The 16,369-nt window shown below is 62.0% G+C and carries 8 protein-coding genes; 7 read left to right on the forward strand and 1 reads right to left on the reverse strand.

Going from position 1 to position 16,369, the window contains the following annotated elements:
• Positions 1-1,102: 1,102 nt before the first annotated feature.
• From WD430_RS10340 to WD430_RS10355, 4 genes are all read left to right on the forward strand, one after another.
• A complete protein-coding gene (locus WD430_RS10340) occupies positions 1,103-4,027 on the forward strand; it encodes a hypothetical protein (protein ID WP_339102372.1) in 2,925 nt (974 codons plus the stop codon).
• 474 nt (positions 4,028-4,501) lie between these two features.
• Complete coding sequence (locus tag WD430_RS10345) at positions 4,502-6,103, forward strand: NAD(P)/FAD-dependent oxidoreductase (protein ID WP_339102373.1); 1,602 nt, start codon at positions 4,502-4,504, stop codon at positions 6,101-6,103.
• Between the two features lie 131 nt (positions 6,104-6,234).
• Complete coding sequence (locus tag WD430_RS10350) at positions 6,235-6,594, forward strand: hypothetical protein (RefSeq protein ID WP_339102374.1); 360 nt, start codon at positions 6,235-6,237, stop codon at positions 6,592-6,594.
• Between the two features lie 259 nt (positions 6,595-6,853).
• Positions 6,854-8,296 (forward strand): APC family permease, encoded by a 1,443-nt coding sequence (locus WD430_RS10355; protein WP_339105810.1) that lies wholly within the window; start codon positions 6,854-6,856, stop codon positions 8,294-8,296.
• Between the two features lie 220 nt (positions 8,297-8,516).
• Here the strand turns inward: WD430_RS10355 and WD430_RS10360 are convergent, their stop codons facing one another.
• Positions 8,517-8,921 (reverse strand): CBS domain-containing protein, encoded by a 405-nt coding sequence (locus WD430_RS10360; protein ID WP_339102375.1) that lies wholly within the window; start codon positions 8,919-8,921, stop codon positions 8,517-8,519.
• Between the two features lie 192 nt (positions 8,922-9,113).
• Here WD430_RS10360 and WD430_RS10365 point away from each other — a divergent pair, with 192 nt between their 5' ends.
• The 3 genes from WD430_RS10365 to WD430_RS10375 are packed head-to-tail and all read left to right on the forward strand — an operon-like array spanning position 9,114 to position 16,369.
• Positions 9,114-11,366 carry a hypothetical protein gene (locus WD430_RS10365; protein ID WP_339102376.1) on the forward strand — a complete coding sequence of 751 codons (2,253 nt, stop codon included), beginning with the start codon at positions 9,114-9,116 and terminating at the stop codon, positions 11,364-11,366.
• Positions 11,359-12,456 (forward strand): hypothetical protein, encoded by a 1,098-nt coding sequence (locus WD430_RS10370; RefSeq protein WP_339102377.1) that lies wholly within the window; start codon positions 11,359-11,361, stop codon positions 12,454-12,456. The genes WD430_RS10365 and WD430_RS10370 overlap by 8 nt, the downstream gene beginning before the upstream one ends.
• Complete coding sequence (locus WD430_RS10375; RefSeq protein ID WP_339102378.1) at positions 12,449-16,369, forward strand: UvrD-helicase domain-containing protein; 3,921 nt, start codon at positions 12,449-12,451, stop codon at positions 16,367-16,369. The genes WD430_RS10370 and WD430_RS10375 overlap by 8 nt, the downstream gene beginning before the upstream one ends.

Here is a 16,369-nt window from a genome sequence, read left to right on the forward strand (position 1 = left end):
CGTTTTCGCGATTTCTACATTCTTCTTCGATGATCAATTTCGTCTCGCCGATCGTCGTCACCTTCGAGCGCATCAAATCAGGCGACTCAGGTGTTACCCAAATGATGACTTGGTCATTACCATATCGGATTTCTTCAATGTCTGTGGTCTGGTACCACATATCAAAACATTCGGTCTATACCGCTAAAAATCCCCTTGAGAGGTGTTTGACACCCCTATACACGGATTCACCCTGACGGGAATGATCACACTCCGTCGAATTTTGTCAGAACTGATACTCAGGATATATTACTACTCCGTACTACCGACGGGAGAATACGCTACCCCCGAAAATCCGGCGGCTCGAGGCTTCGATTCGTATATTCAGGAAAATTGAACCGGGGTTTTTCGAGTAGTAACCCAGCTTGGAGCCGCCGGAATTCTACTCCGCCGGATTTTTTGAGAACGAACATTCAGTCTTATTGAAACGGGGATTCTAACTCGAAATCACTGACTGACGATTACCAATGACAATTTCGGCAATAGAGGCTTTCTCTATCGATTTCGGAATCAATCACCACTATTATACTTAGTTGTGGTTCATGCCGAAATGGGAGAAACTACCGGTAGAAGTCGTCAGCCTACGAAATCACCATTGTATGTTCATAATTCCGGATTGCCGATTTCCCACAATTCCCGCCATAAGTTATGAATATGTTTTCTGAATAATATGCATATTATAACTCGATATAACTGGGCAATTTGGGGATATCCTCGAGCTGTCTGGCGATCGGCCGAATTAACCCGGTGGTTATCGCCGTCGTCGGGAGTTATAATCCGAGATGGCCAGTAATACTCGATTACCCTCGAGTCGCTTCAGCGGCCGCTCAGAGCGATCTTTATTTTTCTCGACATTTATTTTGCTTTCGTGCAAATATCATTCCGACGAAAACAAGCGGCTCAGGCCCCCTACCCGAGAGATTCTTAAGTAACGAGACACTATGAAGAAGTAACTCAGGATACATCGGAAGTGGAGCGGGCGGGGATGCCCGAGAGAAAGCCCCTAACACTTTCTCTTAGGTAATCCTCGTTTATCTACCTTCCGGTATCTGAGCTATCAGATATGACAGGAGAATTACCTATCGAGAAAGATGCGGACGATTTCGCGCGAAATTATTGCTACTTCGTTCCGGGGCGAATAGACAGATCAAAAAGACCGGGCGAGGTATACGGCGGTTATCCCGGGAATCCCGTCGCTGAGGACAAAGAAGAGATGTTCCCGGATCGAGACGTATATCCGGAATTTTCAGAAAACGACAATGTCTATTCGGGCGAGCAAATGTATGAATCCAAATACGATAAATATGACATATATTTCTGTTTACTCGGCGGGAAGCTCGAGTATCAGGGCGAAACGTATTATTCGCTCGTTCTCGATTACGACTTTTATAAAATCGAAGACGAATCAAAAAGAAGGACTTACGAAAACCATGATTTCGTCCGGCAAGGTGGCATGGTTGTTGAGAGTCAGTCCGGCGGGAAACACCAGTATTTCTTAACAAAAGATCCCGACATTCTCGAGGGATTGAAGGCCGCGGAGCATGTTGACTTGAAAGGGTTTGTCGCGGGCGGATTTACCCTCTGGTGGGGGAATACGGATGATTATAACCTCATATCAGATAACTTTCCATTAGTTGTTGATCGCGAGGATCTACTGCGGACTCCCTTTGTTGAGGAGAAACCGGATCGGAAAAATAGGGGCGCCGATGTGCCGGAAATATCGCGAAAAAAGACCATCGAGATGAAGGAAACGTCGGATATCAAGGAATTATTCGCGGCAATTAATAATGTCAAACTCTCCGATGTTAATCTCGATTTACCCGAACATCCGGATTACGGCGCCCCGGTGTATGATCCGTCCTTTTATCGAACGACCGGCGGTAGTGATTCATTCGAGTGGGACCCCGGAATCAATGCCTTTTGGGACCGAAAGGGACAGACCACTACCTATCGGGTTTTTGATATTTTCAGAGTCGTCGCGGATTACGTCGATCACCCGGATGAATCCATCTATGGCAGTCAATTCTTTGAAGCCGTCGAGGAATTCCGTAAATCCGGGGCACCTATCCCGGAATATACCGACGAATTTGGGGTTGAAAAGTGTGAGCCGCCGGGATTTGAAAAACGGAAATGGACGGGCGGCGATGAGATCCGAGAGGAGGAGATTCCAAATTTCGTGAAGAACGCGGGTGAAAAAACGCGGTTACTCTCCTATGACCCCGGGATCGGCAAGACCTATACAACGACGAAAACAGCCCTCGAGAACGAGATCCCGTTTGTCATTTACTTTGAAAATCATACCAAGGCGAAAGAGCATTATGATTTAATGCGGGACAAATTCGGGGTTGAGCCGCTCTATCTCCGGGGAATTACACAGCCCGGTATGTGCGAATTAGTAAGCGAGCATGAAGATGAATTTAGGGAGCTGAGTCAGCATTTTAAACACGGTAAATCTCATTTAATTCTCGAGGATCGACATGGCGATTGCAACTGTCAATGGAAGCGTCAGTTCGACAAGATTGATGTTGCAGATTATATAATCGCGCCGAACGCTTACCTCGGGTATGAGGACCTGACCGGGCGGCTCCAGATTATTGATGAATCCGGAATTATTGGTATTGAAAAGGAACGGTATGGGAAGAATGATCTCAGAGATTACCGAGATTTCATTCAAGATGAAATGGAGTATCCCTCGATTGTCCAGCATATCAATGACCTGATAGACTTAATCCGCGGAGAGACAGTTACTCCGGAGTGGAAATTAGGAAAGTGGGACACATACCGCGCGAAACTTGACATATCAACCCGGGTTAAGGAACTTGCTCGAGAGGGGGACTATCACGATGATTTGACTAATGCGATATTATCGCACGCCGGATTCGAAGGTGGGAAAGTCGCTGGCGATGAGATTATCCTAAACGGAGGCTGTCAAGAATTTGAACACTATCAGCGAGTAATTAAACCGACCGAGGAAGAAGAGGGGATCAAAGTTGTAAAACAGCCCACATACCTTCATTCCGCCGAAATCCGGCAGAAAGAAGGCAACTTCCCCGGCGGATTATTCCACAAGCGGATTCCGACGTACAAATACCTGAATCCGATCATTCTCGACGCTACTCCGAATATCAATTTGATTGAACGTCAATTCGGAGAATTCGACCAGATCGGGGATGATACTTTCGAGTGCGAAAACCTCACAGTTATTCAAATAACAGATGGAATGTATCATCCCGGCACCATATCGCAAAGTGATGGATTACAAGAGCGTATTCAGGTATTACTCGATGCCGCGCCGCCAAACATGCTGCACGTAGCCTCGAAGGATCATCTCTCGACCTTCGATTTTCCCGGCGAATCGGTACATTATCATGGACTTCGAGGTCTAAATAAGAAGGAAAAAGATGGGGTAATTTTAGTCGGCGCCCCGCACCCGAGAATCGATGATTTACGTCAACAAGCCGAGATGTTCACCGATCAGGATTTCGCGGAATACTCGGAAAGAGAAAGCAATCCAAGGTACGAAAAATATAATTTCACGGATTCTGATGGCATCGGCCGAAAAGCCCCGACTAAGCAATTCGACGGACTATTCGGATTTTGGGAAAATCTCACTACCGACGAAATGAAACAAGCAATTCACAGAATTCGGCCGATTACGTCCGAAAAAGAACAAATAGCGGTTATTATTTCCAATGTTCCCTTACCGGTCGAAGTGGATCACTTGGTTACGTGGGACGACATTCTCGATAAAAACAGTGACGAGGCTATCGAATTGTTCGACCATTTCCGCGGTGAAACGGTTACCTCGAGTGAATTGCTGAATAAACCCGGTCTCGCCGACGATACTATCCGATATCATCGCCGACAGCTTGAATCTGCGGGTTATGTGGAAAATTTAGGGAAGAAAAGTTTCGAAAAACCTGAACGGGAATATGAATTCAAAGATATTGATATATCGCCAATCAATGTTAACCTGCCATTGGAATAGCTAATGGTAATTCACCGGTCTGACGGCTCATAAGCTCAATTTCTCCGATTTCGGCATGAGCCACAACTAAGTATAATAGTGGTGATCGATTCCGAAATCGATAGAGAATGCCTCTATTGCCGGAATTTCCATTGGTAACTAATTGACTATCAGCTTTTTGATATTCTGACATCAGCCATTGCTCCCGGTTTTGGTTTTCGGCCAAATAATTTGGTGATTCACAAAGACTGGTCGAAAACTTGAAAAGCCACGAAACCGTACTATTAATTGCTGCTCGTCGTCAGGCTCAATCCGGCCACTTGGCTAAAGCGGGCGTCAATGCCCGTTTTTCCGACAACGGCCTTTTAATTGACACGTTCGTTCTCGAGAAATCCGGCGGAGTGACATCTATCGGGCTCGAGGGTAGGGGTTTCACTGGTAAGATTGTCTTACAAATCCGAGGACTAACGACTGTTCAAAATCATACTTTGAGCCATGCACGTTGCCATTATTGGCGCGTATGGATCGGCCGGAGTTGCAGTCGCGGATGAATTACTCGATCTGGAACCAGATGTTGAATTGACACTAATTGATAATGGCGATCCGGGCGGCGGGCTGTGTATCTTACGTGGGTGTATGCCAAGCAAGGATGTATTATCAGCGGGTCAACATCTGTATCAATTCCGTCATGATGACCGACTTTCTGTTTCCTGTAATAATGCGCTCGAGGACTATTCAGATTGGGTGATTGACCAAATTCCTGATGAGGTGTATGACGATTTCGACAGTATGCCGAGCAAAGATGTCCTTTCGGCCGGACAGCATCACTACCAGGCGCGCCACGACGACCGACTCGAGGGCGTCCCCGACGTCGATCTCGAGGCGGTCGTCGCCCGAAAGGACGAGCACGTCTCGGGATTCGCCGAACATCGCCGCGGTCACGTTCACGAGCTGGCCGAACGGGAGGGCGTCGAGTTCCTCCGCGAGACGGCGCGGTTCGTCGACGATCGCGTCCTCGCGGTCGGCGACCGCCGACTCGAACCGGATTACGTCGTGATCGCGACCGGGTCCGTACCGAACATCCCAGAGCTGCCGGGCATCGACGACGTGCCGGTTCGGACGAGCGCGGACGTCCTCGACGCGGCCGCGTTCCCCGACTCGGGTCTCATTCTGGGCAACGGCTACATCAGCCTCGAGCTCGGTCCCTATCTCAGCGAGGTCGGCGACGTCGATCTCACCGTCGTCGAGCACGACGAACGGCCGCTCGACGCGTTTCCGGACGCCTACGGCGACACCCTCCTCGAGATCTACCGCGACCAGTTCGGGATCGAGGTGTTGACGACGACGGACGAGAAGCGCCTCGAACCGACCGACGACGGCGGCGTTCGCCTGTTCGTCGAGCGAGACGGCGAGGGCGAGGAGCGCGCGATCGAAGCGGACGAACTCTACTGCTTCACCGGTCGCAGTCCGAACCTCGAGGGACTGGGCCTCGAGCACACGCGGCTCGAACCGGGTTCGGGCTGGGTGGGGTCGACGATGCAGGCGACCGACGACGAGCGCGTCTTCGTCGTCGGCGACGCGAACGGCCGCGAGCCGATCCTCCACGTCGCCAAGGAACAGGGCTTCGCGGCCGCAGCGAACGTCGTCCACCACGCGCGCGGCGACGACCTCGAGCCCTACGCGAACGTCCCCCACCACGTGATCTTCTCGGGACTGGGCGTCTACCCCGTCGCCAGGGTGGGGCACACGCCCGCGACGGCCGCCGAGTCGGGGATGGACGCCTTCGTCGTCACCCGCGAGGTCTCGTCCGACGGCGTCTTCAAGACCAAGGACCACCCGGAGGGGCGGGCGACGCTGGTCGTCGACGCCAACAGCGGGGCCGTCCTCGGCTATCAGGGCGTCCACCTCCACGCCGACGTGATGGCGAAGACGATGCAGGTCGTCGTCGAGATGGGACTGGACGTCCGCGAGGTCCCCAATCGGGCCTACCACCCCACGACGCCCGAAATCCTCGACGGCCTCTTCCGCGACGCCTGCGCCGAACTCGAGGAGCGTCAACAGTGCGTCGGTCCCGATTCGCGGGATTCGGCGCTGTAGACGCGTGCTATCATCGCGGCGAAATCCGCGGAAGCAGACTGCTTCTCGGCGGAACCGCTTTCCCGTGGCCGATTCTCGAACGATGTAGTTCCGGGCGTACACCCAAGGCGGATGCGATCGAACGACTATGCATGGGTGAGAACACCACTCATGACGGAGCCGACGAGCGGGAACCGGAGCCGATCGAGGAGGACCCGACGGACGCGATCGATCTCGAGCTCACCGAGCGCGTCCGCGTGGGCGTCACCCGCGGCGAGACCGACCTCGAGATCGGGCCGCCGCGGGACTACCCGGATCGGGCCGACGTCTCCGTCCGTCCGGAGTCGGACGACGGGGACCGGATCGTCGTGAGCATCGACGCGATGGCGGGCGATCACGGTACGGGTCACGCGGACGTCGAACTGACGCCGGCGGAAGCCCGGCGGCTCCGGGATCGGCTCGACGAGACGATCCGCTGGATGCCCGACGACGATCGCAAACCGGATCAGTAACGCTATCGCCGCTCTCAACTGGAACCCGGCGGATCGATCGTCATCGCCGTCGCGACGGCCTCGAGAGCGACACGCGAGATATTACAGTGGTAACAGACTATAGGTTATCAGATACAATAATCGATAATCAGCGGCTTCCTATTACCGAACTACGTCCTGTGTCCCATATATTGAACAAATACATTCATTATGAATGGGTATCCATCTCATGCCGTGATAATACGTGGCTGCTGACGATTTCAAGTTAATCAACGAAACGGTGGGGGTCGGGGCGGCAATCGCATTACTGATCGGGACTGCGCTGGGGATGAGCATTTTCCTCGTCCCGACGCAGATGGCCGCCGAGGCCGGTCCGAGCGTCGTGATCGCCGTTCTGGTCGCGATCGTTCCGATGGCGCTCGGCGTCCTGCAACTGTTACAGCTCGGCGGGGCGATCCCCGTCGCCGGCGGCGCCTACGTCTACGGCTCGCGGCTCGTCGGCCCGTACTGGGGCTTTCTCAACATCATGCTGCCGATCGTGGCCGTCTGGGCGTACCTGCTCTTCGCCGCGCTCGGATTCGCCCAGTACCTGCCGTACCTCCTCGAGTTACTGGGAGTCGGTATTCAGATCCCGGCGGTCGCCGCGACGATGGCGATCCTCGCGTTCTTCCTGCTGGTCAACTACGTCGGCATCCAGATGGCCGCGCGGGCCCAGATCGCGCTCGTCGCCGTCCTGATCGCCGGCATGCTGACGTTCATCCTCGGCGGACTGGCCTCGTTCGATATCGGGAACTTCGAACCGCTGTTTCCCGACGGTCCGGGCCAGCCCTTCGAGGAGGGACTGGGGCCGTTCTTCCTCGCGATCGTGTTACTGTACATCCCCTTCCAGGGGTTCGCCATGATCATCGAGATCGGCGAGGAACTCGAGAACCCGACGACGAACATTCCGCGGGTCCTCGCCGTCGGGATGTCGTTCGTCGCGGTGCTGTCGATCGCGATCGTCGTCGCGCTGATCGGCGGCGCCTCGTGGGAGTCCGCCGTCGGGCCGGACGGTGAACCCGTCGACGGCGCGCTCGCGGCCGTCGCCGACTCGTTCGGCACCGTCCCCACGGCCGGACTGGTGCTCATCGCCGTCGCGGCGCTGGTCGCCGCGGCGACGACCGTGAACACGCTGTACACGTCCTACTCGCGGACGGTCATGCGCGCCTCGCGGGACAACCTGCTGCCCGGCTTCTTCGCGGGGATCCACGACCGGTTCGACACGCCCCACCGAGCGGTCGTCTTCATGGGCGTTCCGCCGCTGGCCGTCGCCCCCTTCGTGAGCTCCCTCGACGAGCTCACCGGCCCCGCGTTCCTCGACTGGCTCGTCGTGGTCGTCGTCACCGGGACCTTTCTCTCCTTTATGATCAGCGCGGTCGCCCTCTGGAACCTCCCGACGAAGTTCCCGCAGCGCTACGCGGACTCGGTCTACAAACTCCCGCTGCCCGTCCTGAAGCTGGTCGCGATCGGCAATATCGTCGTCTCGTTCGCGTTCATGCTGCTCGTCGCGGCGAGCGCGCCGACGGCGCTGGCGTTCGTGGCGGCCTTCTCGCTCGTCTCCTCGATCGGCTACGTCTATCGCGTCCGCTCGTCGACGACCGCGGGTACCGACCTGCGGACGGAGATGTCGGTGTTACACCGCCACGAGGGCGGCGACGACGACCCCGTCGACCGGAGCGACTGACGACCCGCGGACACCCGCCGTCGCGTGCCCCTTCCGCTGGCGGCTTCGGACTCGAGCGGCGATGCGTGGCCCGACGCGGACGACGACCCGTAACCCGACGCGGGCGACGACCGATTCACTCGAGTCTCGCTCCGAAACCAGTACCGTACACGTCCCCCTCCGGAACCAGTGTGGCGGGTCGGAGACGCCGCGACTGAACGCCGACCGGCGGCGAAAAGAACTATTCGGGGCTCGGCGTCTCCTCGCGCGAGAGGTACGCCGCCAGATCGGTCGTCGTTACCATGCCGATCACGCCTACCTCGTCGTCGACGACGGGGAGGTGGTGGAAGCCGTGCTCGACCATGGCGTCCGCGGCGTCGCGGATGCTGTCCTGAGCGGTGGCCGTGATGATGTCCTCGGTCATGTACTGCGAGACCGGCGTCTGGTCTTTCGGTTTCCGTTCGGCGACGATGCGAACGAAGTCCGTCGTCGTCAGGATCCCCTTGAGCCGGTTGTCGTCGTCGGTGACGACGACCGAGCCGATCTCGTTCTCGAGCATCAGTTGCGCGGTCTCCTCGACGAGCGTGTCCGGCGTCACGGTGTGAAGCGACGCGGACATGACCCGTCCGACGAAAATATCCTCCATACACATCTGTATTCTTTATACACCATAAGAATTGTCGAATTCGAGTCGTCCGGCGGACGGCCGACGCGGCGGACGAGGAGCGCGAGACCGTCCATCGATCAGCGAATCGACACGCGATGCCGCGAAGACCACGTTCAGTCCGTGGCGCAGGTTTAAGTACGAACTCGGCTATACTGGGTGACAGACCGATCGATGGCGCCGCCACCGGACTCCCTCGAGGGCACCTGTCAACTCCGCGCCGAACCGGCCCCCAGCGACGAGCTTTTCGACTGGATCGCCGGCGAGTACGCCGCCCTCGCGGCCGAGTACGGGCCGCGGAACGTCCTGGTGTTGAAACGCCATCCCGCGGGCCTCGAGCGGCTCACCGACGCGCTGGCCGCCGTCGGGGCGACGGACGGGACTCCCCAGTCTCCCCGCGTCGAGTCGCTGCCCGAACACGCGTCGAAGGTCCTCGAGGCGCTGGACCCGTCGCTCGACCGGCTCGAGTACGAGGAGCGTATCGAGCTCATCTCGCTGGTGATCGACGGCGCCAGCCGCGAGGTGCCGGCCTACCTCGAGCGCGCCGCCGCCCACGAGAGCTTCGCTCGCGACGTCGGGCAACTGCTGCTCGAGGCGACGCGCCAGCAACTGCGCCTCGCGGACGTCGAGAGCGAAGATCCCCACGACTGTCTGGCCTTTCTGTACGCGATGAACGACCGGTTCCACGCCGAACTCGAGGAGCGCGGCTACGTCGAACGGGCGGACGTGATCCCCCGGACCGTCGACGCCCTCGAGGCGAACGCGGACGACCTGCGGACGCGGGTCGGCGAGTCGATCGACGCCGTCCTCGCCGTCGAGTTCGAGGAGTACCGCTGCCTCGACCGGCGCTACCTCGCGGCGCTGACCGCCGACTCCGACCTCGTCTGTCTCGGCGAGCGCCACGCCAGCGTCGAACGCACCCGCGTCGAATCCGGCCCGATCGAGGACCACGTCGGCGACGGGCTGGAGATCGAGGTCCTCGAGTCGGGCGAGAACCGAAGCGAACCCGCGACGGCGCCACATCGCTCCGTGACGCGATTGCTGGCGACCGGCGAGGCGCCGCGGACGAGCGACGAAGCGTCGAAGGCGACCGGCGAATCGGCCGCCGACTACGCGCGCCGGATCCGCACGCGGACCGCTCGCGAACAGGCCCGGTCCGTCGCCACCGAGATTCAGGCGCTCCGGGATCGGAACGGCTGGAGCTACGACGACTTCGCCGTCGCCGTTCCCCGGATCGAGCGCGTTCCCGAGACCAGAACGCAGCTCCGCGAAGCCGGGATCCCGACGGCGACGATCGGAACGCCGTCGCTCGCCGAGGACCCGGCCGTCAACGAGCTCTACGCGTTCGTGACGCTGCAGTGTGAGCGCGAGCGCGACGGCGACCGGATCGACGCCGAACTCGCCGACGACCGCGCGCTCCGCGATCGCGACCCGGACGATCCGGAGACGGTCGCCGTAGAGCGGCTTCGAGCCCGCGTCGACGACTTCTCGCCGACTCTGCTGGCCGACTGCGCCGGCGCGAGCGTCTCGGGGTCGCTCGAGCGGTGGATCCGCCGAACGGATCTGAAGGGGCGGATCGCCCGCGAGGAGGACTGGATCGACGCCCGCGAGGGGTACGCGGGAGTTCGTCGCGTCCTCGAGATCGCCCGGTTCGTCGAGGAGACCGACCTCGTCGGCCCGGACTGGCAGGGGCTGCGGCGGATGCTCCGACGGACGATCCAGTACGACGCGCCCTACGTCCACGCGGTCGAGACGCAGCCGCCGACGGGCGGCGTGACGGTCTGTGCCGTCGACGACCTGAAGTACGACTCGCGGGAGGCCGTCTTCCTGCTGGACCTGATCGACGACACCTACCCCGGCGAGCAGTTCCTCACGCAACTGTTTCCGACGGCGTGGCTCCGCGGGATGGACAGCTATCCGGCCGTCACCGATCCCAGCGTCGAGGACGTGACGGCGACGTTCGCCACCGTCGACGCCGCCGACGTCGGCGATCCGTTCGAGACCTACCACGCCCAGCGCTCCCGGCGGCGCCTCGCGCTCGGCTCCCGCGCCGCGCGGAGCCGCCTCTACTGCTGTTCGTACGAACGCGGTGCCGGCGGCCTGCGCCGGACCTACGACGAGTCGCGCTACCTGCAGGAACTCGAGACGGCGCCGGGGCTCGAACTCCGGGCCGTCGACGACGAGACGGGCGCGGCGATCCACGGCGAGTCCAACGCCCTCGAGGCGGTGCTCGCCCAGCCCCGCGGTGAACTCGAACGCATCCTCCGGGAGGCCAGTACGGGCGGCGAGGCGGATCTCGGTGCGACCGAGGAACTGTTCGAGGAGATCGCGGTCGTGCTCGCCGAGGGCGAGGTCGACGACGAATTCGCCGAGGCGGTCCGCTCGCAGTTCGAGTTCGCCGCCGGCGAGGTGATTCGCGATGACTGACCGCGTCGACGCGGAGCCGGGCGACGTTCCCGACGCGCTCTCGACCGACGGCATCGAGACCTTCCTCCACTGTCCCCGCCGGTACGAGTTCGCCCACGCGTACGACCTCGAGGGCGACGGCGACGAGTCGTCGATCGACGACCGCGTCGACCTCCTGCGGACCGCGATCTGCGACGCGCTGCGACGCGGCGAGACCGACCGCGACGGCCTCCTCGAGGCCGCTCGAAATCGACTCGAGGCGCTCTGGGGCGACCACGACGAGCGGTTCCACTCGCTGGCCCAGCGCCGACACGAGCGACGGGTCCTCGAGGCGACCCTCGAGGCCTACGCCGAGGCGGTCGGCGCCGAGCACGCCGCCGGCATCGAGGCGCTCGCGGCCGACGCGGCTGGCGGCGAGCTGATCGGTCCGGACCTGCCGCTCTCGAGTACGGTGTCCCTTCCCGAGCGAGGTACGCGGAATGCAGACGGCGATGGGGCCGCCGATACGGGGACGGTCCCCGACAGCGTCTCGATCGACGCGACTGTCGACTACGTCTACGCGGACGGCTCGTCGATCGTCGGCGTCCGATTCGTCCCGACGTTGGCGCCCCTGGGGCTCCTGCGCTACCGATCCGAGTGGGAGGGCGACGTCGCCGGCCAGTTCACGGACCACTTCGATTCCGACGTGGACACCTTCGAACCGGCGTTCGTCGGTGCGCTCTTCGAAACTGCGACAGTCCTCGACGGCCTCCGGAACCGCTGTGACCGGCTCGGCCTCGAGGACCGGACCTGCCGGTACGTGCAGATCCCGCTGGCGGACCGCTCGCGCACCGCGGTCAACTGGGTCCGCGAGACCGTCGAGACGAGCCTCGAGACGGTCGATCTGACCGACGTCTACATCGATCACCACACCTACGGCATGACCCACGAACACCGGAATCGGACGGTCGACGACCGCCTCGCGCGCGTCGTCGGCGACCTCGTCGCGGGCGCGTTCGATCCGACCGAGACCGGCCGCTGGGACGAGATCTCGAGCGAGGCCTGTCCCGACTGCGGCTACACGGTCTGCTGTCAGGACTACATCGCCGCGGAGGTGCGGTTCGATGGCTGAGGAGGGTCGCGGGTCGGACGCGCCCGACGTGCTCGACGATGACGGTCCCCTCGAGCCGAAGGGCAACCAGCGGGCGGTCATCGAGAGCCGGGCGGACTGCACCTCCGTCGACGCCGGTGCCGGCACCGGGAAGACGACGACGATGCTCATGCGGATCGAGCGCGCGATCGAACGCGGCGAGGTCGATCCCGACGACGTGCTGGTGTTGACGTTCGCCAACGAGGCCGCCGGGAGCATCCGCGAGGCGGTCGCCGAGCGCCTCGATCCCGCGGCCGCGGCGGCCATCGACGTCTACACCTACCACTCCTTCTGCTACCGGTTAGTCCGGGACTACGCCTACTACCTGGGCTACTCGCCGGAGTTCGACGTCGTCACCGAGCGCAAGCGACGCCGGATCGTGGGTCGACTGCTGGCGACCAACGACTACGGCTTCGCGACGGCCACGCGGGGCGACGGCTCGCCCGACGACCTCACCGCCGCCGTCGACGATTTCATCCAGGCGATGAGTCAGGAGGACGTCACGCCCGACAAGTTACGGGAGCGACTGCCCGCCGTCCGAACCCTCGAGCTCTGCAACGAGTTCGTCCTCTGGCTCGAGCGGACCGCCGGCCAGGACCTCTCCTTCGACAACGAGGCGCTTCGCTACTTCAACGCCGACGACCACCTCGAGGCGGCCACCGCGTCGCTGGTCGAGTACGGGAAACTGCTCGAGTACTGCCGCGAGAAGATCGCGGAGGCGCCGGAACCGTTCCGCGAGGACGCCGTCGTTCGCGATATCGATCGCTACCTTCGGGTCATGCAGGACACCGTGACGAACGCGATCGAGGCGCTCTCGCTCGAGGACCGGACGACTAAACAGCTGCCGCGGGCGCTGTTCGGCAACGAGATCTGGCGGACCGCGACCGAGCGCCTCGAGCAGAGCCCCTTCGGCCGGCTGAAACACTACGTCGAGTTCCTGCGGCTGGCCCGCCACTACACCGACGTCTACGCGGACTACCACGACGCCCTCGAAGCGGAGGGCGCGCTCGACTTCGACGAACTGGTCCGGACGGCGACCGGGCTGCTCAGTGATCGCGCGGAACACCGTTCCGCGGACGATTCGAACGGGTCGACGACCCGTGAGACGATCGCCGACGAGATCACCGGCGAGTGGACGCAGGTCTACTGCGACGAGTTCCAGGACACCGACGAGACGCAGTTCGCGCTGATCACCGAACTCACCGACGGCCCCGATCGACCCGACCTGCTCGCCATCGGCGACAAGGACCAGGCGATCTACGGCTGGCGGGGAACCGATCGGGAGGGGCTCGACCGGCTCGCCGACGCCTACGACGACCACCGGGGGATCGAACTCGAGCTCAATTTCCGGTCGCGCCAGGAGATCCTCGATCTCACGAATCACTGCGACTACGGCTCGCAGTCCTCGAAGCGGCTCCGCGAGGTCGGGCGGACCCCCGGCGAGTACCGGGCGGATTGCGACGCGACGGCGGGAAGCGAAACGGGAGCCGAGAGCGACGAGACGCCGGCGGACGATGCGGCGACCGAGACCGACGAGGACCCGCCGGATCGCGTCGTCAAGATCGAAAGCGGCGAGCTCGGCCCGTCGACGGCCGATCAGGTCGCCACGACCGTCTCGCGGTTGCTGAACGGTGAGGCCGAGAACGTCCCCCGACGCTCGCTCGAGGACATCGCGGTCATCGTCCGCACCAATCGCCACGCGCAGGCCGTCGCCGACGAGCTCCGGGAGCGACGGATTCCCTACGAGATCTCCGGCTCGCCGCGCGGCGAGATCGATCCCGGAACCCGGACGCTCATCTCGTATCTCCGCGTCCTCGTCGATCCCGACGCCGACGCCCACCTCCGGCGCGTACTGCTCTACCGGTATCGGCTCTCCGAGAGCGATCTCGCGACGCTCCAGCGGGCGGACGGCTCGCTGTACGACGCCGTGATGGCGGTCGATCCGGGTGAGAGCGATGGAGTCGAGTCGGAGACGCCGACCGACAGACTCGAGTCGGATACCCTCGAGAACCCCGATCGCGTCCGGCGAGCGCGCGATCACCTCGCCGAACTCGAGGCGCTTCGCGACGTCTACCCGCTGTCGGGGTTCCTCCAGCGGTTCCGCGCGGTGACTCGCCTCGAGTGGTTCCTCACCAGCGAGGAGCGCGAGGAACTCGAGCGCGTCGAGCGGTTCGCCGAGGCCTACGTCGGCGATTCCGTTATCGGGACGCTGACGCCGGCGTTCGTCGATTCGCTCGAGCGGACGCTCCGGGGCGGCGGGAGCGATCGGACGCGGGGCACTCAGTCGACGGACTCGATCGACGTGATGACCGTCCATCAGGCGAAGGGCCTCGAGTTCGACACCGTTCTCGTTCCCTACCTCTCCGACGAGGAGTGGTGCGTCGAGCGCGATTACGCCCAGCGAGCGCGATACCGGCTGCTCGCGGCGACGCTCGACGACGAGATCGAGTCGCCGCTGCTGGCCGACCTCGCGACCGAGACCGTCGGCGAGGAGTGGCGCGTGCTCCACGTCGCGCTGACGCGGGCCGAGAACCACCTGTTCGTCTTCGGGAGCGAGTACGACTACGACGGCGACGAGGACGAACTCGGCTGCTCGACCGCCGACGCCTGCCTCTCCGGCGATATCGAGTGGTCGGTCGCCGGCGAGCGGATGGAGCTGTGGACGTCGCTCCGCACGAGTTTCGAGCGAGTACGGGAGACGTATCCCGAGACCGTCGTCGACCGCACCGACGAACTCGCGATGGCGGCCAGCGTCGATCCGGGGACGATCACCTACTACGCCGGCTACGACGACCGCCGCGTCGAGCCCCTCGAGACGCGGGACGCGATCGAGACCGTCCACCGACTGGGCCGACTGCTGCGCGGGGAGACGCTGTTGCCGGCCGCCGACGCGGCGAGTCACGTCCCCGAGGCGTTCGGAAGCGATCGGGGCGATAAGAGCGGCGCGGCCGCCGAGATCGGTGAGGCGGATTCGACCCGCCGGATCCCGACCGGGCGTCGGCTCTCCGCGCTGACGACCGATACCGTTCGGTTCCCCGTCGAGACGCTCTCGGACGCGACGACGCTGCCGGTCGCTCTCCGTCACAGCTACACCGCCCTCGAGACCCACGACACCTGCCCGCGAAAGCACTACCTCGATCACGTCGTGCGGGCGTTCGACGATCCGACGGGGGTCGCGGGCGGGGCGACGACGCGATCGGCGGCGGACGTGGCGGCAACGGCGGACGCGTCGGCGACGGACGCACCGCTCGAGTCCGGCTCTCGGCTCGTCGGCACCGTCTTTCACGACGTCGCGGAGGAGGCGTTCTACCGCGAGTACCACACCCGCGAGGCGTGGCGCGAGGCCGCCGTCCGACAGCTCACCGCGCGGGATCTACTTGAGTACCGCGAGGGCGTTCTGGGCTGTATCGACCGGTTCTTCGAGGCCACCGCGGCCGAGTACGACGCGCCGGTCGCCGACTGGGAGCCGGTCGCCGCGGAACTGCCCTTCGCGCTCGAGGACGTGGCCGACGTGACCGGCGACGTCGTCGGCTATATCGACTCGATTCGGCGGACGCCCGACGGCGAGCTGGCGGTGCTCGACTACAAGGCGACGGCCGAACGGATCGCGCCGGCCGACGCCACGCAACTGGCGCTGTACGCCCGCGCCTGCGAGCAGCGGTTCGACGAGCCGGTGGCGTCGGTCGGCTACGTCTACGTGAGCGAGGCCGCCGGGCCGCGCGTCGACCTGCTCGAGCCGGACGAGCTCCCCCCGTGGACGACCGTCCGCGAGCGACTCGCGGCGGTCGACGATCCCTCCTTCGCCGAGACGACGCCGGGCGGCCACTGTCGGTACTGTCCCCACCGATCGCTCGGCTGCGGGCCAGACGACCTCGAGACCCCGGGCGACGACTGA

It is taken from the genome of Haloterrigena sp. KLK7 (genome assembly GCF_037914945.1).
GTDB classification, from domain to species: Archaea; Halobacteriota; Halobacteria; order Halobacteriales; family Natrialbaceae; genus Haloterrigena; species Haloterrigena salinisoli.